Source organism: Saliniradius amylolyticus (assembly GCF_003143555.1).
Classification (GTDB): Bacteria; Pseudomonadota; Gammaproteobacteria; order Enterobacterales; family Alteromonadaceae; genus Saliniradius; species Saliniradius amylolyticus.
Genome location: NZ_CP029347.1, coordinates 1,955,247 through 1,976,565, shown reverse-complemented (window position 1 = coordinate 1,976,565; position 21,319 = coordinate 1,955,247). Strand labels below are relative to the sequence as shown.

The 21,319-nt window shown below is 53.3% G+C and carries 18 protein-coding genes; all 18 read left to right on the top strand.

Annotation, left to right across the window (positions count from 1 at the left end; translation table 11 throughout):
- The 18 genes from HMF8227_RS09160 to rnd all read left to right on the top strand — a co-directional run bounded on the left by HMF8227_RS09160 (position 1) and on the right by rnd (position 21,296).
- A complete protein-coding gene (locus HMF8227_RS09160) occupies positions 1-1,293 on the top strand; it encodes a TolC family protein (protein WP_109339897.1) in 1,293 nt (430 codons plus the stop codon).
- Positions 1,290-3,029, top strand: a complete 1,740-nt coding sequence (locus HMF8227_RS09155) for an efflux RND transporter periplasmic adaptor subunit (protein WP_109339896.1) — start codon at positions 1,290-1,292, stop codon at positions 3,027-3,029. The genes HMF8227_RS09160 and HMF8227_RS09155 overlap by 4 nt, the downstream gene beginning before the upstream one ends.
- Positions 3,026-6,166 (top strand): efflux RND transporter permease subunit, encoded by a 3,141-nt coding sequence (locus HMF8227_RS09150; protein ID WP_109339895.1) that lies wholly within the window; start codon positions 3,026-3,028, stop codon positions 6,164-6,166. Before HMF8227_RS09155 ends, HMF8227_RS09150 begins: the two co-directional genes overlap by 4 nt.
- Positions 6,163-6,867, top strand: a complete 705-nt coding sequence (locus HMF8227_RS09145) for a hypothetical protein (RefSeq protein ID WP_109339894.1) — start codon at positions 6,163-6,165, stop codon at positions 6,865-6,867. Before HMF8227_RS09150 ends, HMF8227_RS09145 begins: the two co-directional genes overlap by 4 nt.
- The gene (locus HMF8227_RS09140; protein WP_109339893.1) at positions 6,864-8,690 is read left to right on the top strand and encodes a PepSY domain-containing protein; all 1,827 of its coding nucleotides are present in this window, start codon (positions 6,864-6,866) and stop codon (positions 8,688-8,690) included. The genes HMF8227_RS09145 and HMF8227_RS09140 overlap by 4 nt, the downstream gene beginning before the upstream one ends.
- Positions 8,683-9,045, top strand: a complete 363-nt coding sequence (locus HMF8227_RS09135) for a copper resistance CopC family protein (protein ID WP_162558558.1) — start codon at positions 8,683-8,685, stop codon at positions 9,043-9,045. Before HMF8227_RS09140 ends, HMF8227_RS09135 begins: the two co-directional genes overlap by 8 nt.
- Positions 9,042-9,935, top strand: a complete 894-nt coding sequence (locus HMF8227_RS09130; RefSeq protein WP_109339891.1) for a copper resistance D family protein — start codon at positions 9,042-9,044, stop codon at positions 9,933-9,935. The genes HMF8227_RS09135 and HMF8227_RS09130 overlap by 4 nt, the downstream gene beginning before the upstream one ends.
- A gap of 20 nt (positions 9,936-9,955) precedes the next feature.
- A complete protein-coding gene (locus HMF8227_RS09125) occupies positions 9,956-10,429 on the top strand; it encodes a YybH family protein (RefSeq protein WP_239421241.1) in 474 nt (157 codons plus the stop codon).
- A gap of 79 nt (positions 10,430-10,508) precedes the next feature.
- Complete coding sequence (locus tag HMF8227_RS09120) at positions 10,509-10,967, top strand: ATPase (RefSeq protein WP_109339890.1); 459 nt, start codon at positions 10,509-10,511, stop codon at positions 10,965-10,967.
- Positions 10,968-11,012: 45 nt separating this feature from the next.
- Positions 11,013-11,756: a MauE/DoxX family redox-associated membrane protein gene (locus tag HMF8227_RS09115; protein WP_109339889.1), complete on the top strand. Its 744-nt coding sequence runs from the start codon at positions 11,013-11,015 to the stop codon at positions 11,754-11,756.
- A gap of 162 nt (positions 11,757-11,918) precedes the next feature.
- Entirely contained in the window at positions 11,919-13,436 is a 1,518-nt protein-coding gene (locus HMF8227_RS09110; protein ID WP_420820525.1) for a peptide MFS transporter, read from the top strand.
- 108 nt (positions 13,437-13,544) lie between these two features.
- Positions 13,545-15,479, top strand: a complete 1,935-nt coding sequence (locus tag HMF8227_RS09105; RefSeq protein ID WP_109339888.1) for a DNA repair helicase YoaA — start codon at positions 13,545-13,547, stop codon at positions 15,477-15,479.
- The gene (gene tsaB / locus HMF8227_RS09100) at positions 15,476-16,162 is read left to right on the top strand and encodes a tRNA (adenosine(37)-N6)-threonylcarbamoyltransferase complex dimerization subunit type 1 TsaB (protein ID WP_109339887.1); all 687 of its coding nucleotides are present in this window, start codon (positions 15,476-15,478) and stop codon (positions 16,160-16,162) included. Before HMF8227_RS09105 ends, tsaB begins: the two co-directional genes overlap by 4 nt.
- Positions 16,163-16,238: 76 nt before the next feature.
- The gene (locus HMF8227_RS09095) at positions 16,239-16,553 is read left to right on the top strand and encodes a hypothetical protein (protein WP_109339886.1); all 315 of its coding nucleotides are present in this window, start codon (positions 16,239-16,241) and stop codon (positions 16,551-16,553) included.
- 78 nt (positions 16,554-16,631) lie between these two features.
- Complete coding sequence (locus HMF8227_RS09090) at positions 16,632-17,309, top strand: Slp family lipoprotein (RefSeq protein ID WP_109339885.1); 678 nt, start codon at positions 16,632-16,634, stop codon at positions 17,307-17,309.
- Positions 17,310-17,422: 113 nt separating this feature from the next.
- The gene (locus HMF8227_RS09085; protein WP_109339884.1) at positions 17,423-18,277 is read left to right on the top strand and encodes an alpha/beta fold hydrolase; all 855 of its coding nucleotides are present in this window, start codon (positions 17,423-17,425) and stop codon (positions 18,275-18,277) included.
- A gap of 136 nt (positions 18,278-18,413) precedes the next feature.
- Complete coding sequence (gene fadD, locus HMF8227_RS09080; RefSeq protein ID WP_109341059.1) at positions 18,414-20,066, top strand: long-chain-fatty-acid--CoA ligase FadD; 1,653 nt, start codon at positions 18,414-18,416, stop codon at positions 20,064-20,066.
- A gap of 81 nt (positions 20,067-20,147) precedes the next feature.
- Positions 20,148-21,296, top strand: coding sequence for a ribonuclease D (gene rnd, locus HMF8227_RS09075; RefSeq protein ID WP_109339883.1), 1,149 nt, complete (start codon positions 20,148-20,150; stop codon positions 21,294-21,296).
- The last annotated feature ends 23 nt before the right edge of the window (positions 21,297-21,319 follow it).

Sequence of the window (21,319 nt, the reverse complement as noted above, 5' to 3'; positions counted from 1 at the left end):
ATGATTCGGATACATTGGTTATGCGCCACAGCAATGATGGTCTGTGCAATGCCGCTGCATGGCGCGCCATTAACATTAGCGCAGGCAATCGAGCAAGCCCAGGCACAAGACCTGTGGCTTAAGCGCAGTCGTCACCAACAGAGCGCTCTCAGGGCGCGCAGCATGGCTGCAGGAGAGCTGCCCGATCCCGTGGCAACGATGGGGTTAAAAAATATTCCAACCGATACTTTTGCGTTGGATCAGGAGCCAATGACCCAGGTGAGTGTCGGGCTAATGCAGATGTTTCCGCGAGGCAACAGCCGAGCTCTTAAGCAGCAAAAACTTGCAGACAAAGCCAGTGAGCACCCCTTTATGCGTGCTGAGCGTAAGGCCAGTGTTGCGCTTAAGGTTTCCCAGCTTTGGCTCACGGCCTACCAAGCTCAGCAAACCATTCAGTTGATTGAGACTGACCAAAGTTTGTTTCAGCAATTGGTAGATGTGGCCAGCGCCGGTTATGCCAGCACAGCTGGTAAAATGCGACAACAGGATGTTATCCGCGCCCAGTTGGAGCTGGTGCAGTTGGAAGACAGGCTGACGGTCCAGCGCCAATCTTACGAAACCGCGGTTGCTGCGTTATCTGAGTGGCTCAATACCGACCCCGTAGAGATAACACAAGCCTTGCCTGTAATGAGTGTGAGTCAACCAGCGATTCTTACGCAGACTCAACAAAATTGGCCTCAATGGGTGAGTGGTCATCCATCGGCATTGCGCTTGCAGGTGTCCCAGCAGGTGGCGCAAACGGATGTGGCGATCGCCGAGCAGTCCTATGAACCTCAATGGTCGGTTAATGCCAGTTATGGCCACCGTCAGGATGCGCCCAACGGCATGGAGCGGGCTGATTTTTTCTCGGTGGGGGTGTCGGTGGACTTGCCCCTGTTTACCGAGCGGCGTCAGGATCAACAGATGTCGGCTGCGGTAGCGGAGTCGGAAGCAATAAAAACCGAATACCGCTTGCAAATACAATCGCTGGTGGCGGCAGCAAAAAAAGAGAAGCAGACGCTGAAGCGTCTACAACAGCGTCGGGCGTTGTATAAATCCCAGTTGCTGACTCAGATGCATGATCAGGCGGAGGCTGCGCTGACCGCTTACACCAATGACGATGGTGATTTTGCCGAAGTGGTGCGGGCTCGGATTGCTGAACTGAATGCGCGAATCACTGCCTTGAGCATCGATGTCGAGATTCAAAAAGCCATTTCAAGACTGAATTATTATCTGACCGATGCCCGGGATGCATCGGCAGGAGGTAGACTGTGAAAGACTCATCAAAAACATTACTCACACTATTGATTGGGCTGAGTGTCGGTGCGGTTGCTGGCAGCGTTTTCTGGCCGTCGTCATCGGACTCGGGGAAAGGGAGTCAGGGGGGCGAGAAAGAGCCCTTGTATTGGGTGGCTCCCATGGACTCGAACTACCGTCGTGATGAGCCCGGTAAATCCCCAATGGGAATGGACTTGGTACCCGTGTATGAGGAAGACAGCAGCGCCGATAAACATGGGCCGGGCACGGTCACCATTGAGCCTCATGTGCAAAATAATCTGGGTGTGAGAACCGGCACCGTTAAACGCGGAATCATCGACAACACCATTAAAACCGTGGGCTACGTGCAATACGATGAAGACCGGCTGGTGCATCTTCATCCGCGAGTCGAAGGCTGGATAGAGACGTTATACGTCAAGGCCGCGGGGGATCCGGTCGAGCAAGGTCAGCCCGTGTATACCCTGTATTCGCCGCAACTGGTTAATGCCCAGGAAGAGCTTCTGATCGCCTTGAAGCGAGGCAACCAGGCCTTGATTGGGGCGGCAAGAGAGCGGTTAAGTGCATTGCAGATGTCCGCTCCTTTTATTGATCGACTGGAACAGTCTCGTCAGGTGCAACATTCCATCACCTTCTACGCCCCGCAGTCTGGTGTGGTTGATGGGCTTAACATTCGTGAGGGTTTTTATGTTAAACCCGGCACCACGCTGATGAGTATCGGTCAGTTAGACTCGGTTTGGGTCGAGGCCGAAGTGTTTGAGCGTGACGCAGGCAGCATTCAACCTGGCCTGCCTGTAACCATGACGCTGGACTACCTGCCGGGGCGAGAATGGCAAGGCTCGGTGGATTACGTCTACCCGAGTCTCAATGCGACGACTCGCACACTACGGGTCCGACTGAAGTTTGAGAATCCGGATAATACCCTGAGGCCCAATATGTTTGCGCAGGTGAGTATTCAGACCGCCGTAACGGAGCCCGAATTGCTGGTGCCCAAAGAAGCCGTGATCCGCACCGGTAAGCAGGAACGAGTGGTGCTGGCCCTCGGTGACGGGGCCTTTAAATCCATTGCGGTAACACTGGGGCGTGTGGGTGATGACGCTGTGGAAGTGCTGGAAGGCTTAAATGAAGGCGATACCGTGGTGACCTCAGCGCAGTTTTTGATTGACTCTGAATCCAGTAAAAACTCCGACTTTACCCGTATGTCACCTCAATCCGAGCCAGATTCTGTGTGGGTGGAAGGTGAAGTCAACTCGGTGGACATTCAGAGCCGCACTGCCAATCTGGACCATGGCCCTGCAGACGCATGGGACTGGCCTGCCATGACCATGGATTTTGCCGTCGGTGACAGCGTGGATATCAATGCCTTGAGTCAGGCCAAGACCCTCCACTTTGAAGTGACCAAGACCGACTCGGGGGATTATGTGATGACGGCCATTCACGTAATGTCCGAGAAGTCCGCCTCGCAGGATGTCGCGTCCGCCACAGTGGATGGCACCATTAATACCATAGACGCCGAAACGCGTGTGCTGAATATCAGCCGTGGGCCGATTGAAAAGTGGAGCCGACCTGCCACCACCATGGACTTTGTCGCCGCTGAATCGATCGACCTCTCTGCTTTCAGTGTGGGCCAGGAGGTTACTTTCACCTTTGAGATACGCGATGAATTTGTGATTGTGTCGATGTCTGCCAAGGGTGGGGAACATGCGCACCACGATATGACTGAGGAGGATGTATGATTCAGGCGGTCATTCGATGGTCGGTACATAACCGCTTTTTTGTTCTGCTCATGACGCTGATCCTCGTCGGCGGTGGTTTGTATGCGGTTAAAAATACGCCGGTCGATGCCATTCCCGATTTGTCCGATGTGCAGGTGATCATTAAAACCTCCTATCCGGGACAGGCGCCACAAGTGGTGCAGGATCAGGTTACCTACCCGCTGACCACGGCCATGTTGTCGGTGCCCGGGGCGCAAACTGTGCGCGGCTTTTCGTTTTTCGGTGACTCCTATGTCTACGTGATATTTGATGATGACACTGATCTGTATTGGGCTCGCAGCCGGGTGCTGGAATACCTGAGTCAGGTGGCACCATCGTTGCCCGATACGGCCAAACCGCAGTTGGGGCCCGATGCCACCGGGGTGGGTTGGGTGTACCTGTATGCGCTGGTGGATCGCACGGGTCAGCATGACCTCAGCGAGCTGCGAAGCATTCAGGACTGGTTTTTGAAGTATGAGTTGCAAACGGTCTCCGGGGTATCAGAAGTGGCACCGGTCGGCGGTATGGTCAAGCAGTACCAGGTGCAGGTCGACCCGGATAAGCTGCGCGCCTACAACCTGCCACTGAGTCACATTCAACAGGCACTCAAGCGCGGTAATCAGGAAACCGGGGCGTCTGTGGTAGAGATGGCCGAGGCTGAATATATGGTCACGGCGTCTGGTTATATTCAAGGCATTGACGATATTGAGCAGATCCCACTGGGGATGAACGACCAGGGCACACCGCTCACCATTGGTGATGTGGCACGGGTGAATCTGGGGCCGCAAATGCGCCGCGGCATCGCCGAGCTGAATGGCGAGGGTGAGACGGTCGGCGGTGTGGTGGTGATGCGTTTTGGTGAAAATGCCCAGAAAACCATTGATGGGGTCAAAGACAAACTCGAGCAATTACAACAAGGGCTGCCTGAAGGTGTAGAAGTTGTCACCGTCTATGACCGCTCCGGTCTGATTGATGATGCCGTCAATCATTTGTGGCAGAAGCTTGCGGAGGAATTTGCCATTGTGGCCCTGGTGTGTGTCGCGTTTTTATTTCATGTGCGTTCGTCATTGGTGGCTATCATCAGCCTGCCAGTGGGGATTCTGGCGGCCTTTATCGTCATGTACCTGCAAGGTATTAACGCCAATATCATGTCGCTCGGCGGCATCGCCATTGCTATTGGAGCCATGATCGATGGCGCCATTGTAATGATCGAGAATTTGCACAAACATATGGAGAAAACACCACTGACGGCCGACAACCGCTGGCAGGTGGTGGCTCGTTCGGCGTCTGAAGTCGGTCCGGCGCTGTTTTTCTCGCTATTGATCATCACTGTGTCTTTCTTGCCGGTATTTACACTGGAGGCGCAGGAAGGACGGATGTTTGCGCCGCTGGCTTATACCAAAACTTACGCTATGGCCGCTGCAGCCGCTTTGGCGGTGACACTGGTGCCTGTGTTGATGGGCTATTTTGTGCGAGGCAAAGTACTGCCTGAGCAAAAAAACCCATTAAACAAAGGATTGACGGCGCTGTACCGGCCGGTGCTGAAGCTGGCGCTGGGTTATCCGAAAACGACTGTGCTGCTGGCGGTGCTGGTGACCCTAATCGGATTCTGGCCGGTGAATAAGATTGGTAGTGAGTTTATGCCGCCGCTGGATGAAGGGGACTTGATGTATATGCCAACGACCTATCCGGGCATTTCCATTGGTAAGGCCAGAGAACTGTTGCAACAAACCGATAAGTTGATCAAAACCGTCCCTGAGGTGGAGACGGTGTTTGGCAAGGTAGGGCGGGCCGAAACGGCCACCGACCCCGCACCACTGACCATGATCGAAACCTTTATCCAGCTTAAGCCCCGCAGCCAGTGGCGTGAGGGGATGACGACGGAGAAACTCAAACAGGAGCTGGATAACCTGGTCAAATTTCCCGGGCTCACTAACGCCTGGGTAATGCCGATTAAAACGCGCATCGATATGCTGGCTACGGGCATTAAAACGCCGGTGGGCATTAAGGTAGCCGGACCTGACCTGGGGGTGATTCAGGAGTTAGGGCAGCAGCTTGAAACCGTTATCAGTGATATCCCGGGCACCGCCTCAGTGTATTCGGAACGCGTGGCCGGTGGCCGTTACCTGCGAGTGGATATCGATCGCCAGCGGGCCGCCCGCCATGGCCTGAATATCGCTGATGTTCAGCAAGTGGTGGCCACCGCCATTGGCGGCATGAATGTCACCCAGAGTGTCGAAGGACAGGAGCGTTATCCTGTGAACCTGCGTTACCCACAGGACTATCGGGATTCACCGGAAAAGCTGGCGAGACTGCCTATTGTCACCCCGCAGGGTCACCGCATTGCGCTTGCCGATGTGGCAGAGGTTTATGTGGATGATGGACCGCCGGGAATCAAGAGTGAAAATGCCCGTATTAACGGCTGGGTGTATGTTGATATTGCCGATGTGGATGTGGGCTCCTATGTGACTCGTGCGCAGCAGGTGGTATCGGAGAAGCTGACATTGCCACCCGGGTATTCGATCAATTGGTCGGGACAGTATGAATACATGCAGCGGGCCAAGGAAAAACTGACCTATGTGGTACCACTGACCCTGGCGATCATTGTGGTGCTGCTGTATCTGAACTTCCGTCGTTTTGCCGAGGTTGCCATCGTCTTAGGCACATTGCCCTTGGCGATGGTGGGCAGTATCTGGCTGATGTACCTGATGGGCTTCAATTACTCGGTGGCCGTAGGGGTCGGCTTTATCGCGCTGGCCGGGGTGGCCGTGGAAGTGGGCGTTATTATGCTGGTGTATCTGAATCAGGCCTACGATGCCATGCTTGAGCGCTGCACTGAACAGAACAGGACGCCCAACCAGGCGGATCTTAAACACGCGGTCATGACCGGTGCAGGGCTGCGTATACGACCGGTGATGATGACGTCTATCTCGATCATTATCGGCCTGTTGCCGGTGCTGCTTGGCTCAGGCACAGGGTCGGAAATCATGAGCCGCATTGCGGCCCCTATGGTGGGAGGTATGGCCAGTGCTATGGTGCTGACCTTGTTGGTGTTCCCGGCGATTTATTATCTGCTGCGTCTGCCAACTGTTGTCAGTAAACCGGAGAGCGCATCGTGATCCGGTTGGCACGTCGCTGGCATAGGCGCCTGATGATCATCGTCGGTGCGCAGTTTCTAATCTGGGCAATGACCGGACTGTATATGGTGAGTATGGATATTCACTTTATTCATGGCGAAGCCCTGACGGACAAACCCAAAGCGCAGCTCGAGCCGGCTGAGGCGAAGTATTCGATCAACGAACTGCTGACACGATTTGATGACGCCCGTGATGTTACCCTGGTTCATCGGTTTGGCCAGCCCCATTATCAGTTTGTCCGCACTTCAAGCGAGCGCAGGCAGTGGTTGGTGAATGGCGTTACCGGCGAGGTGGCCATGCCGATTGACCGGGCACAGGCAAAAGCTATCGCCAGGGATGCACTCGTCCGTGCTCTGCCGATTGAGTCGCTGACGTTGCATTCCGAGAAAGGGCCAATGGAATTGTCATCAAGACACTTACCGGCCTGGCAGGTACGTTTTGATGCCTTTGATGCGCCTACGTTATACATCAGTCAGGATACGGGTGAGGTAGTGACCCGACGCCACGCTTTCTGGCGCTTATTTGACTGGATGTGGCGGTTTCACATTATGGACTACGACGATGGCGCCAATGTGGCGAACGGCTTTTTGATGGTGATGGCATTACTGGGTGTGCTATCGGCATTGGCAGGGGCGGTATTAACCGTCTATCGTGTGTTTCGGGCACAGGGGCAGGCCTTATGAACTGGATCAAACCCCTGCATAAGTGGCTGTCTTTGCTGGTGGGCGTGCAGCTGCTGATCTGGCTGGGAACGGGGCTGTATTTTAACCTGGCCGATCATCAGGCGGCTAGCGGTAATGCATTAAGACAGTCTGTGGATACAGAAACCGTACGGCCGGTGCTCTCATTAGTGCCTGTCTCGCAGTTACCTGTAAACCGGGTTGAGCAGATAAAGCTGCATTGGATTCACAGCCAGCCTTATTATCAGGCGATTCATCAAAGTCAGCCCCATGCCAGGCAGCGACAACAATCCAGTTTGTACAGTGCGACCACTGGTCTCAGGGTGAGCTTGTCCGATCGGCAGTTGACCGACATTGCGCTGGCCTCGTACACAGGAACGGCAGAGATGGAGCAGGCGCGCCGACTCACTCCGCCGGTTGATGATCTTCCCGGTAACCAGAATCCGGTGTGGCAAGTCATCATGGACGATGACGCGGGTACGGCCATTTACGTCAATCCGGCAAATGGGCGGGTGATCAAGCATATGAATGACGACAGTCGTCTGTGGGACTTTATGCTGATGCTGCATTTTATGGATTACACCGACACCGGGGGATTTAACCATTCGCTGATCATCATTGTGGCGCTCAGTACGTTATTACTGGCGGTAAGCGGTGTGATTTGGCTGGTGGAGCGCTTACGTAATCTGGGTTTCACGTTTCCATGGCAGCGAGAAAGCCGCTCCCTGACTGTACTTGGTCCGGGTGGCAGCTTGCTTAACACCGGGCCCTTTAATGATGCAGACACCCTCCACGATGGTTTGGCCGGTCAACATATCGCATTGCCGTCATCGTGTGGTGGAGGAGGCAGTTGTGGCCTTTGCCGAGTGGGCCTGTCGTCTGAAGTGGGAGTGACAGCAGCAGAGCGTGCGCTGCTTTCTGATGAGGATATTGAGTCTGGAACTCGGCTTGCTTGTCAGCACAAGTGCCGGGAGGTCGATGGCGTTGAGATTGACCGGATATCATCAGGGGCAGAGCATACAATGACCCTGGTTGATACAGAATTTGTGACGCCGTTTATCAAGCGCCTGAGCTTCTATCTGAATGAAGAACCCTGTCTGTCGCTTGCCCCTGGTGCACACATGCCGTTTTTTATCCCCGAAGGCATGCATAACAGCTACCCTGATGATATTCCGGAAAAGTTTGCCAGGTACTGGCAAGACCAAAATGGGCAAGTGGTAAAAAGAGCGGCTGCGGTGCGCCACTACTCCATCGCAAATTACGATCCCCAGCGTCACCGTTTGACCTTCTTTGTTCGTTGGCAGCAGCCTTCGGGCGTTGGCTCCGGTTATCTTGGCAGTCTTCGTCCTGGCGATGAAGTCAAAGTGTCTGAGCCGGTCAGTGAGTTTTTAATGCCTGAGGGCTCACGCAAGAAGAAGGTGTTTGTGGGCGGCGGCTCGGGCATATCGCCTTTGTACGCCATGATCATGTCACTGGCTAGCCAGTCAGCGCCACCCCCGGCGGTGTTCTTCTATGGCGCACGTTCTGAGTTGGACTTGGCCTGTAAAGCCGAATTACAAACGTTGTCTGACTCATCCGGCTGGTTTGACTATCGGCCCGTGCTTTCCCGAGCAAGTGAACACTGGCGTGGAGAGACAGGCTATGTTCAGGGACCACTGGAGCGTTATCTGCAAGAGCACGGTGCTATGGATACGGAGTTTTACTTGTGCGGACCTGAGGCCATGATGATTGAGGTCCGTGAGCTGTTACTAAAGTTTGGGGTGGCGAACGAGGCGGTTCTCCAAGATGATTTTTCTGTCAATAAGAGGAGTGAGGTTCATGAATAGGGCATTCAGCGCGTTGCTGGTCTTAGCCTGTCTGACACTGGGGTTTCCTGTTCAGGCGCACACCAAACTGAGCGCCATTGTGCCTGGTGACGAAGAGGTATTACATCAGCCACCGGAGGCGTTGCGCCTGACCTACAGTGGTACGGTTTTCCCCCTTAAGGTCACGCTGACAAACGCATCAGGTGAGGAGATTGACTTCGACTTCCAGCCAAGCGCCAACGCCAGCAGCCAGTTTAACTGGTCTCTGCCCCCGCTGGATGCCGGGCGTTACCGGGTTGCCTGGCAGGTTATGGGACAGGACGGGCATAAGATGTCAGGCGAAAGCCATTTTGAACTCAAGCCGGCCGGACAATGAACCAGGCCAGTTTTTGGTGGCCTGCTGCCGCCGTACTCTGCCAGTGGTTGTTTTACCTCAGTCTGGTGGCGTGCGTTGGTGGGGCGCTCAGCGGCCATCTTTTAGTGAAATGGTCACCGAGGCAGAGCCTGTATCAGCGCCGCTGTCGGCATTATGTATTAACCGCTGTGGCTATCGGACTCTTGGCCGTGGTAAGTGGTTTTTTTATTCAGGTCGGACTGATGGCTGGTGAGGGCATCGTAGGGATGACTAATCCGATGATGCGTCAGATTGTCTGGTCGTCGAACGTTGGCGAGGCCAGCCTTCTCAGGGGGATGGGGCTTCTGGCGCTGCTGGTGGCTTTTGTGGGGCCACTGGTTACCAGAATTTGGTGGCTGAGAACCGGCATTTGGCTGGTGGGCGTTGTCGCGCTGTCCTACAGCTTAACCCTCCTCGGCCACCTGGTGAATGCGCCGCTCTGGTTAAAGGGGGCGCTGCTGTCACACTTTTTAGTCGCGGCGTGGTGGCTCGGCTCATTAATCCCGCTGATGATGGCATGTCGTACACGACCATTGAATGAGCTTAAGCGTCAAATGGTGCGGTTCGGGCAGTACGCCAGTGGCTTCATGTTTATTCTGGTGGCCGCCGGAGCGGTGATGGCATGGTCGCTTCTGGACTTGCCTCAAGCCTTATGGCGTACGTCTTATGGTCTGACACTGACGGTAAAGCTCATGCTTTTGATGGCCATGCTGATGCTTGCCGCACGTCATAAGTGGCATTTAGTACCGGCGCTATCGGACGAGGCGGACAGTGAGAGACTGAGGCGTTCCATTTTCCTGGAAACCCTATTGGCTGCGCTGCTCTTGCTGGCCACGGCCGTACTGACGACCGTGGTGGGTCCCAATTCTTAATCACACAAGGAACCAACACAATGAATCTGAACATCATGATTGTCTTTTTATCGTTAGCACTGGCGCCACTGAGCGTCTTGGCCCATGTTGAATCCAATGGTAGCCATCAGGAAATGTCCACGTCGGGGCTTGAAACGCCTGCCGGACAAGTTGTTCTGGCCTTTCATCAAGCCCTGGAGACGGGTGATCAGGAAAGCGCCAGGGCAACACTTGCCGACGATGTATTGATTTTTGAGGGGGGTGGTGTGGAGCGCAGTGCTGATGAATATGCCAGCCATCACATGCTATCGGATATGCGTTATATGCAGGCAGTGGATACAAGTACTCTTGAGCACCACGTGACGGTGAATGGACAAACCGCGTTATCGGTTTCTCGCAGTCATACCAAGGGTGTGTATAAGGGCAAGGCGCGTGACTATGAGGGAATGGAAACCATCGTGCTTGAAAAACGGCAAGGTCGCTGGCAGATCGTACACATACATTGGTCGCACTGAATCCACCCAGCAGGGGCAATAATGCATTCTGGTGTGAATGCGCTAGTGTTTACTTAGAGTTCATCAATGGAGGCATTCGATGCAAGTAGAGAACCTGCGGGACATTCTGCATTGGACAGAAGTCTATCACCGCCGTTTGTCTGACTATTTACAAGAGTGCGCGGACAAGCAGTCCAGCGAGCGGGTAAAGCTGCTGCTGGAATATCTCAGCGAGCATGAGGGGCATTTGTCCGAGTTGTTTGAAGCTTTTGAAGCGCAGTCAGAGCTTAAGACGTTGAATACCTGGTGCTATGAGTACTTGGATAAGAACCCGATTCAGCTGGCCGGGGAAGAAGATATCCCGCTTAACGAGGCCTCGACTCAGGAGGTGATGAGAACCATCGCCGCACAGCATGATCAAGTAACCGGACTGTATCGTTATTTGTTGGCTCGGGCCAACATCCCCAGCAATATTGAACTGCTGGAACGGTTACTGGCGCTTGAGGAACATGAGGTCATGAGGATGATGCATGGGGCGAATCGGTGGGAGGACTCATAGAGTAGGCGTGACTGCCTGCCCATTGGTTGTTTTTATGGAGGAGTGATGAGCCAGCAAGCAACGCTATACAGAATGCAAACTGATGAGCATATCTGTCCCTTTGGCTTACGAGCCAAAGACTTATTGGAGCGCAAGGGTTATGAGGTGGACGATCATCCTCTGTCTTCCCGCGAAGAAACCGATGCCTTCAAACAAAAACACGATGTTGAGACTACACCCCAGGCCTTTATTGATGGCAAGCGTATCGGCGGCTATGACGAACTCAGGGACTATTTCGGCATGGGGGAAGCGGGCCAGTCGGGCACTACCTACACGCCGGTGGTGGCAATTTTCTCGGTGGCGTTCCTGGTGGCTCTCGCCATCCAGTGGTACGCCAGCGAAAGCGTACTTAGCCTGTCTTCTCTGTTAACCTTTATTGGTGTGGCGATGACCCTGCTGGCCCTCCAGAAATTGCAGGATGTGCACAGCTTTACCAATAGTTTTATTACCTATGATCTGCTGGCCATGCGCCAGTTACGCTACGCCACCCTCTATCCTTTTCTGGAGGCTTATGCCGGTATTGGAATGATAGCCGGGCTCAATGCCTACCTTGTGGCGCCTGTGTCATTATTTATCGGCCTGGTAGGCGGCGTGTCTGTGTTCAAAGCCGTTTACATCGACAAGCGAGAACTCAAATGTGCCTGTGTCGGCGGTGACAGCAATGTGCCGCTGGGCTTTGTCTCGTTCACCGAAAATGTCTTTATGGTGCTCGGCGGCGTGCTGATGCTGACGATCCACCTGGCCTTTTGATTAGGGCTTACCCCAAGGCCGCTTATTCTGTAGAATCCCAGCAGTTTTGCTCGGACCTAAGGTTGACTTACGAGGCGCTTTTGGTCATTTTGAGCAACCTGCTTAGCAAGCAATAACAATAAAAGCAGCATTTTAAAATAACTCTGTTGGGGTATTGGTTAAATGACAAACGAAACGAGTAATGTGGCCACCAAGAAGGATACCGGTTTTTTTGGTCATCCTTCGGGGCTGAGCACACTGTTTTTTACTGAGATGTGGGAGCGCATGAGTTACTACGGCATGCGCGCGTTGCTGGTGCTCTTTATGACCGCCAGTCTGCAGGAAGAAGGGTTAGGCTTCACTGTTGCCTCCGCTGCCGCTATCTACGGCTTGTATACCGGTGCGGTATACTTCTTAGGTTTACCCGGTGGCTGGTTTGCTGACCGCCTGATGGGCGGGCAAAGAACCGTCTGGTACGGCGGCGTCATCATCATGATGGGGCACATCGTACTGGCGATTCCCAGCCACAGCACCTTCTTTATCGGCTTGATCCTGGTGGCCTTGGGCACCGGGCTATTAAAGCCCAATATCAGTGCCATGGTGGGACAACTGTACAGCTCGGAAGATGAGCGTCGTGACAGTGGCTACGCCATTTACTACATGGGTATCAATATCGGCTCGCTGATCGGTTACGGCGTGTGCGGTTACTTCATGGAAAATGTAGGCTGGCACTGGGCCTTTGGCGCTGCCGCCGTGGGGATGGCCATCGGCTTGATTCAATACAAGCTAACACTTGGTAACCTTGAAAACATCAATGACAAGCCTGCGAACCCTTTCAGCCCCGCGGGTATGAAAAAGGCTTGGGCCGGGATTATCGCCATCTTGTCGTTAGTAGTGCTGACTGTGGTATTGACCTATACCGGCGTGGTGGTCATTAACCCCGTAGCAGTAGCCCAATATGTGGCGGTGGCCTTCACGCTGATCTTCTTCTTGTATTACGGTTACATCTACTTTATGGGTGAGCTGGATGATGGCGAACGCAAACGCATGTGGGCCTTGTTTGCCGTCTGTGTGGCTTCGGCCTGTTTCTGGTCCGGCTTTGAACAGGCCGGTTCATCATTGAACCTGTTTGCCCGTGATTACACAGACAGAATGATAGGCTCGTTCGAGATCCCAACGGCCTGGTTCCAGTCGGCCAACTCGATTTTTATTATCCTGCTGTCGCCTTTCTTCGCGGCGCTCTGGATTAATCTGGCCAAGCGCATGATTACGCCCTCGTACAGTGTAAAGTGTGCCCTGGGTCTGATTATCATGGCCACCGGCTTTCTGGTGATGTTTATGGCCTCTCATTACGCAGCGGAAGGACTAAAGGTAGCGCCTTACTGGCTGATTACCACCTACTTCCTGCATACAGTGGGTGAGCTTTGCTTAAGCCCAGTGGCGTTGAGTGCAGTGAGTAAGTTAGCGCCACAGCGCTTTGCCGGCCAAATGATGGGCGTGTTTGTACTGACGTATTCCATCGGTAACATCATTTCTGGCCTGCTTGCCGGTAACTTTGATCCGGAAAAAGTGCAGCAAATGCCGTATCTCTACTTGCAGATTGCCTTGTTTGGCATTGGTGTGGGGATTGTGCTGGTACTGCTGAGCTTTAAGACCAAAACCTGGGAAAGGGCGGGCCTTAAAAAGGCACCTACCGAATAAACACTCAGTGATGATGGTAAAACCCCGGCCTCGATGCCGGGGTTTTTGCTTTTAGGCCTGCAATAGGAGAGTGTTTTTGGCATAATCTCGCCGCTTACAGGAGAGGTTATGACGTCAGTAAAACAAACATTCGCCCCAGACGGTGCCCTGGCCAAGGCCATTGATGGTTTCTCGCCTCGTCAGGCCCAGCTGGATATGGCGCTGGCGATTGAAGCCTCAATAAAACAAAAGCAAGCTCTGGTGGTCGAGGCGGGCACCGGCACCGGTAAGACCTTTGCTTATTTGATTCCGGCGCTGCTCAGCAATAAGAAAGCCATTATCTCCACCGGTACCAAAAACCTGCAGGAACAGCTGTTTCATCGCGATCTACCGATCATCAAAAAAGCCTTGGGCAGTAACAAGCGCACCGTGTTGCTCAAGGGACGCTCTAATTATCTGTGCCTGCATCGGCTGCGTCAGCACAGCGGTAACTCGACCCTGGTGGATAAAAACGTATTGGGTCAGTTGACTCAGGTACGCCAATGGGCCAGTAGCACCAAAAGCGGCGACATGGGCGAGCTAAAGAGTCTGCCTGAGGACGCGCGGGTGCTTCCCTTGGTAACCTCAACAGTGGATAACTGTCTGGGTAAAGATTGTCCCGACTACGAAGACTGCTACTTGGTAAAAGCCCGTCGTCAGGCGCTGGATGCCGAGGTGGTGGTGGTCAATCATCATTTGTTTTTTGCCGACATGGCCCTTAAAAATACCGGCTTTGGTGAGCTGATCCCGGAGTCGGATCTGGTGGTATTCGATGAAGCACATCAGATTCCCGATATTGCCACCGAATACTTTGGGGAAAACCTCTCCAGCCGTCAGCTAAGAGAACTCTGTGAAGAAGTCGAGCTGATTTATCGAACTGCACTAAAAGACGCTGGTCAGCTATCTAAGGCGGCCGATAAGCTTAAAATGCAGCTTGCCGATTTACGCCTGCTCTATCCGGATACACCCCAAAAAGGCAATTGGGTGGAGTCGTTAGCCGAGGAAACCATCAGAGCTCAGGTCGAGCGAATCAGCGACAGCCTGGAGTTTCTGTACGAGGTGATTAAAACTCACCTGGGCCGGGATAAAGATCTGGATAATTGCTTTGAGCGCTGCTCACAGGCCCGGACCTTGTTGGATAAACTCTGCGATGTTCAGAAAAAAGGCGTCAGTCTCTGGTACGAGACCACGCCGCGCCATATTGTGTTGCATCTCACGCCCTTGTCCATCGCCAAGCGTTTTGCTGAGTTTATGGCTGAACCACCGCGCAGCTGGGTGTTCACCTCGGCCACCTTGATGGTCGACGACGGCTTTGAGCACTTTACCCGGCAGATGGGTATCGATGAGCCCCAAACACTGGCCCTGGACAGCCCCTTTGATTACGACAGTCAGGCTATGTTGTGTGTGCCGCGCTTTTTGCCTGAACCCAGTGACTGGGCAATGCGGGAACACCTGGTTAATATCGCCCAACGGCTGATTGAGGCCAGTGGCGGACGTTGCTTCTTGCTGTTTACCAGTCACGCCATGCTCAATGACATCGCCAAGGTGCTCCCGGATAAAATCGACAACCCGGTCTTAGTCCAGGGCAGCATGAGCAAACGGGCCTTACTGGACGAATACTTAAGCTCAAAGAATGGGGTATTATTGGGTACCGGTGCGTTTTGGGAGGGTGTGGATGTGCGTGGTCAGGATCTAACCTGTGTACTCATCGACAAGCTGCCGTTTGCGTCACCGGACGACCCCTTGTTGCAAGCCCGTATTGAGGATTGTCGTAAATCCGGTGCTAACCCTTTTGCCCGGTTGCAGATACCCCGGGCAGTGATTACGTTAAAACAGGGGGCCGGGCGCCTGATCCGCGACAACAGTGATAAAGGCGTGCTGGTGATCTGCGATAACCGTCTGGTGACCCGGGATTACGGCAAAACTTTTCTTGGGAGCTTGCCCCCCATGCGTCGTACCCGCACGTTGGATGACGCCGTACAATTTCTGGAACAGATAACCCAAGAGGATTCCCAGACATCATGAATATTCTGGTTATTGATACCGCTACCGAGGCGTGCTCCGTCGCCTTGCGCTATAACGGTCGCATCATCAGCCGTTTTGAGGTGTGTCCACAACAGCACAGTCAAAAATTGTTGCCCATGGTACAAGGGGTATTAGAGGAGGCCGACATTACGTTGAAGCAACTTGATGGCTTGGCCTTTGGTCGGGGTCCCGGCAGCTTTACCGGGGTGCGTATTGCCACCGGTATGATTCAAGGCCTGGCATTGGGGGCCGAATTGCCGGTAGTGGGAGTTTCCACTCTGGCCGCCATGGCGCAACAAGCGATGGATGAAAATGGAAGTCAGCATGTTGCCACGGCTATTGATGCCCGTATGGGCGAGGTTTACCTGGGTTTTTTTGAGTATCGTAATGGCCTGGCCGAGCCGGTAATTGAAGAGCAGGTTGTGCCACCGCAGGCGGCACTGGATATTTTGGCGCAGCAGCAGGCTGCTGTTGGAGTTGGGACCGGATGGCAAGCTTATCCGGAGCTGGGGGCAGAATCGGAGATTATCGTTGAGTCAGATATTATCCTTCCTGACGCCAGAGCAATGCTGGCCCTGGCCCATGCAGCCTTCGAGGCTGGCGAACAAACGAATGCAGATCAGGTACAACCGGTATATTTACGTGATAAAGTGACCTGGAAGAAATTACCGGGCCGAGAGTAAACCGGAACGAATATTGCAGATATTTCTTTTGAACACTCGTTTTGCAACGTTAAGGAATAGAGGGTAGTCGCGACTCGTGGATATTCAGCGTTCAGTCTCTGCCACACATCAAGGGTTGGCGGTTAATGGAGCCAACCAGAAAAAGCCTTCGGCCTCGCCGGTCAGAGAGGTTGCGCCTGCGGCTGAGCAGGAACAGCCTAAGCGCGCCGAAAAGGTGCGTCAGGGTAACGCTGAGCTGCAGTTCCAGGCGGATCGTTTTCGTCACCAGTCGGCGTTTTATGACCAGCCCCCCCGCAGAGGCCAGCAGGCCATCGACGCTTATCAGACTCTGGCGCGCGAGGAAAAACGCGCCGAAATTCAGAGTATGATGGGCGTTGATACGTTCGCTTAATCATCAATTCAGCCTTGATTCAGGCGACATAGCCGATACTCTGATTACTGTAAGTAGTAAACCAAAAAGGAAGGCATTATGTATCGCCTATTGAGTATTCTTGCATTGTTGACGCTGGCAGGATGTGCGTCTGTCCCGGAATCCATTAAAGTCTCTGAAAACCAGCCGCTGGTGGATTACAGTCAGGCCACTTCAGCCGCGAAATCCCATCAGGATGCAACGGCTCGTTGGGGGGGCGTGATAGCGGCTATAGATAACCTGGAACAGCAAACCCGTTTGGAAGTGGTGCATTACCCGTTGTCGTCAACAGGCCGCCCTCAGGAAGATGAACAGAGTGTGGGGCGTTTTCGGGTGTATGTGGATGGTTTTCTCGATCCCATGGTGTTTAAAACGGGTAAAGCCGTCACCGTTGTGGGACAGATAACCGGGATTGAAGACGGGCAGGTGGGTGAACATAAATACCGTTTTCCAACGCTTGTAAGTAACAGTTACTATTTGTGGAAGCCGAAACGTGAGGTGGAAACGACCACATTTAGTATTTGGGGAGGCTACGGCTGGCACGGTTGGCACATGTGGCCTTATTACACGCGTTCCCGGGTGGTTGTACATAAAAGATCTGGCGGCGGAGAGGATTCAAAGTCTGATACGCCCGAACAACCCAAGCAAGTCTCACCCAGAGTCCGTCCTAATCGTCCCGAAGGACAGCAAATGCGCCCTATCAATACCGAACGGAGAGCGAATACAGAGAGACATTAACGGCGACGTTCATCGGTCTTAAGCCTGGGGCAAGTTATTGCCGCAGGCGGCAGTTTAGTGATACAAAGCGGCACATTGTTGCCGCTTTGTTGGTTTATTGACGGATTGATTTAATGCAAGACATTTCACTGACGACTTCTCATCACAAGATCGCCGGACTGCGCCTCGGAAAATCCGAGGCCTCGATAAAGGTACTGGCCTTGCACGGCTGGCTGGACAATGCCGCAAGCTTTCTGCCGCTTTCAGAGTATCTTGAGGATATTGAGTTGGTCGCGATAGATTTGCCTGGTCATGGGCTATCAGAGCATCGCAGCGCGGATGCGAATTACCATTTAGTCGACTGGGTGCAAGATGTGTATGCCGTACTTGAAGCTCTTGACTGGAGCCAGTGCCATATTCTGGGCCATTCACTCGGGGGGATTATAGGATCATTGTTCAGTGCCAGCTTTCCGGAGCGGGTGCAGAGTCTGATGACCATTGAAGCCTTTGGCAGTCTGACTAAGGATGTGGAAACGAGCGCCGAACAAATCAGGGAGTCGGTGTTGAGCCGTATTGCCATTGACCGCAAGCCCGCCCGTCATCCCAAAGATCGCCAGCAGGCTGTTGCGGCGCGGGCTCAGGCTGGAGATCTGGCAAGGAGCAGTGCCGAGCTGCTGGTTGACCGCAACCTGCAGGAGACCGATGGAGAGTTCAGATGGCGGTCCGATCGCCGTTTGCGCACGATTTCCTCGTTAAGAATGACCGAACCCCAGGCCGAGGCATTTCTGAGCTCAATTCAATGCCCGGTAGTATGTATCACAGGCACGCGAGGTTTTGAGAAGGTGAAGCGTAACCTTGAGCGCCGCCGAATGTTGTTAACAAGCCTGCAACATGAGGAATGTGAAGGTGGTCACCATTTACATATGGATAACCCAAGCGCTGTCGCCGCCGTACTTAAATGCTTTCTAACGCAAAATTCGGGCCGCTAACTGGTACAACCATTTAACTTTAGGTCGCGTTTAGCTACTATTAGTCAACAAAATGGGTCGAAGTGACAAGAATCCCAATATGGATAAGTCAACTGCACCTGAACACAATAATGATAAGATGCCGTCAGGAGGCTCCGTGGAAAAAATCTGGCTCCAGCATTACCCAGACTCTGTCCCTGCTGAAATAGATGCTGATCACTACGCATCACTGGTTGATATTTTTGAGCAATCCGTCAAACGCTACGCGAAAGATACCGCCTTTATTAATATGGGCCGGGAAATGTCCTTTTCCGAGTTGGATCGCCACACTCGCAATTTTGCCGCTTACCTGCAGGGGCTTGGACTGAAAAAAGGTGACCCGGTTGCCATTATGATGCCCAATCTGCTGCAGAACCCGATTGCTATTTTCGGCGTATTGCGCGCCGGACTGACGGTTGTGAACGTGAACCCCCTCTATACCGCCCGCGAACTAAAACATCAGCTCAATGACTCGGGTGCTAAAGCCATTGTGATCGTGGAGAACTTCGCTCATACACTGGCGGAAGTAGTGGACGACACGCCGGTTGAGAAGGTCCTGCTGACCCAACTGGGTGACATGCTTCCGGTACCCAAGCGCTGGCTTGTGAATGCGGTGGTAAAACACGTTAAGAAGATGGTACCAGCCTTTGAGCTGAAAAATACCGAGAACTTTACCGATGCCCTAAACCGGGGCAGTAACCTGGATTATCAGCGCCCTGAGGTGAGTGGTGAGGATATTGCTTTTTTACAATATACCGGCGGAACCACGGGACTGTCCAAAGGCGCCATGCTGACTCACCGCAATATAGTGGCGAATCTGGAGCAGGTCTCGGTGATTCTCGAATCTGTGCTGGAGCCGGAAAAAGAGTTGGTGGTAACAGCACTGCCGCTTTATCACATCTTTGCACTGGTCGCGAACTGCATGACCTTTGTGAAGTATGGCTGTGCCAACCTTCTGATTACTAACCCGAGAGATATGCCGGGTTTTGTTAAGGAGCTGGATAAATACCCGTTTAGCGTGATTACCGGGGTCAACACGCTGTTCAATGGCCTGTTAAATACGCCGGGATTTAAAGAGTTGGACTTTAGTAACCTGAAGGTGTCGCTGGCTGGTGGGATGGCAATGCAGCGTCCAGTGGCAGAACGCTGGCAGGAGGTAACCGGCTGTACCATGATAGAAGGCTACGGGCTGACCGAGGCATCGCCGGTGATTACCGTGAATATGCCGACCAACAAGACCTTTACCGGTTCCATTGGCTTGCCGATTCCCTCTACCGACGTGAAGTTGTTGGATGAGGACGGTAACGAAGTCCCCATGGGCAAGCCCGGTGAGCTTTATGCGAAAGGTCCGCAGGTGATGAAGGGCTACCTTAACCGCGAAGATGCCACCGCAGAAGTGCTGAAAGACGGCTGGCTGGCGACTGGTGACATTGCCGAAGTAGACGAAGATGGTCAGTTCTATATTGTGGACCGTAAAAAAGACATGATTCTGGTGTCTGGTTTTAACGTGTTCCCTAATGAGATAGAAGAAGTGGCCGCGATGATGGAACCGGTGGTAGAAGTGGCTGCTGTAGGTATCCCCAATGAATCCAGCGGTGAAGTGGTGAAGCTGTTTATTGTGGCGAAAGATGACAGCCTGACTGAGAAGACAGTGATTGAACATTGTCGTAAACACCTGACAGGCTATAAGGTACCTAAGGCTGTGGAGTTCAGGTCAGAGTTGCCAAAAACCAATGTGGGTAAGATACTACGACGAGAATTACGGGATTGAAGAAGCAGGTTATCTGACCTGTTCGCCAATCAAAACCGGCTGCCTTGGCCGGTTTTCTTTTTTGGGTAGACAAAAATAACCATGATGATTACACAACAGACTGCACTGGAAGCATACTGCCGGCGCGCCGCTCAGCAAAAGGCCATCGCCGTGGACACCGAGTTTGTGCGTACCCGCACCCTTTATCCGTGTTTAGGCTTGGTGCAACTCAATGACGGGCATGAGATTGCCCTGGTGGATCCTCTTGCGCTGGAGGACTTGTCACCATTGGCCGAATTAATGGCAAACCCTAACGTTATTAAGGTGATGCACTCGTGTTCTGAGGATATGGAAACGTTCTGGAAGGCGCTGGGCGTATTACCCGCTCCGGTGTTTGACACCCAGTTTGCTGCGGGCCTGCTCAATATGGGCCACGCGCTGGGTTATGCCAAGTTAGTGGAACAACAGTTGGGGGTGGAGTTGGATAAGGGGGAGTCACGTACCGACTGGCTCGCCCGCCCACTGACCGAGCAGCAACTGGCCTATGCGGCAAATGATGTGCTTTACCTTATGCAAGTGTTTCCTGAGCTTTATCAGGCCATTGGCGAGCAAGAAAGGTTGGACTGGGTTTACCAGGAGTCGGCGCTGACGGGGTTGAAGCGTCAGACGGAACTGCCGGCCGAGTTTGCCTATCTGAATATTAAGAACAATTGGCAGCTCAAGGGCGCAGCGTTGGCGTGCTTAAAGAGTTTGGCCCAGTGGCGCGTTAAGCGAGCCAGAGCCAAAGATAAAGCGCTGAACTTTGTTACCCGTGAGGCCAATTTAGTGGCCATGGCGAAGCAACAGCCTACCAGTAAGACAGCGCTCAGTAATATTCAGGGGATTTCAGCTAATGAGGTGCGTCGCTTTGGCGATGAGTGGGTTCGGTTGATTCGTGAAGCGCAGGGGCTACCACCGGAGCACAGACCCGCGCCGTTGAAACGCCTGGTGGACTATCCGGACTATAAGAAAACGGTACAGGCCCTAAAGCTGCACTGTCAGTCGGTGGCAGAACGTGAGCAGATACCGGTTGAGTTAATTGGTTCGAAAAAACAGCTCAATCAGTTGCTGAAATGGCTGTGGTTTGATCTCGAGGAATGTAAAATACAAGACCAGAAGCCTGATGTACTAACGGGCTGGCGGGCCGAACTACTCAAAGAGGGCTTTGAAACCGTCTTGGGACGTTCCCTCGCACGTGTTATGCCTTCATAATTTGCTCTGAAAGAGTAACAGGA

What these genes read in the sequence shown, in the direction of transcription:
- HMF8227_RS09160 (WP_109339897.1), top strand. Translation starts at nt 1, where the DNA reads ATGATTCGGATACATTGGTTATGCGCCACAGCAATGATGGTCTGTGCA.
- HMF8227_RS09150 (WP_109339895.1), top strand. Translation starts at nt 3,026, where the DNA reads ATGATTCAGGCGGTCATTCGATGGTCGGTACATAACCGCTTTTTTGTT.
- HMF8227_RS09140 (WP_109339893.1), top strand. Translation starts at nt 6,864, where the DNA reads ATGAACTGGATCAAACCCCTGCATAAGTGGCTGTCTTTGCTGGTGGGC.
- HMF8227_RS09135 (WP_162558558.1), top strand. Translation starts at nt 8,683, where the DNA reads ATGAATAGGGCATTCAGCGCGTTGCTGGTCTTAGCCTGTCTGACACTG.
- HMF8227_RS09130 (WP_109339891.1), top strand. Translation starts at nt 9,042, where the DNA reads ATGAACCAGGCCAGTTTTTGGTGGCCTGCTGCCGCCGTACTCTGCCAG.
- HMF8227_RS09125 (WP_239421241.1), top strand. Translation starts at nt 9,956, where the DNA reads ATGAATCTGAACATCATGATTGTCTTTTTATCGTTAGCACTGGCGCCA.
- HMF8227_RS09120 (WP_109339890.1), top strand. Translation starts at nt 10,509, where the DNA reads ATGCAAGTAGAGAACCTGCGGGACATTCTGCATTGGACAGAAGTCTAT.
- HMF8227_RS09115 (WP_109339889.1), top strand. Translation starts at nt 11,013, where the DNA reads ATGAGCCAGCAAGCAACGCTATACAGAATGCAAACTGATGAGCATATC.
- HMF8227_RS09110 (WP_420820525.1), top strand. Translation starts at nt 11,919, where the DNA reads ATGACAAACGAAACGAGTAATGTGGCCACCAAGAAGGATACCGGTTTT.
- HMF8227_RS09105 (WP_109339888.1), top strand. Translation starts at nt 13,545, where the DNA reads ATGACGTCAGTAAAACAAACATTCGCCCCAGACGGTGCCCTGGCCAAG.
- tsaB (WP_109339887.1), top strand. Translation starts at nt 15,476, where the DNA reads ATGAATATTCTGGTTATTGATACCGCTACCGAGGCGTGCTCCGTCGCC.
- HMF8227_RS09090 (WP_109339885.1), top strand. Translation starts at nt 16,632, where the DNA reads ATGTATCGCCTATTGAGTATTCTTGCATTGTTGACGCTGGCAGGATGT.
- HMF8227_RS09085 (WP_109339884.1), top strand. Translation starts at nt 17,423, where the DNA reads ATGCAAGACATTTCACTGACGACTTCTCATCACAAGATCGCCGGACTG.
- rnd (WP_109339883.1), top strand. Translation starts at nt 20,148, where the DNA reads ATGATGATTACACAACAGACTGCACTGGAAGCATACTGCCGGCGCGCC.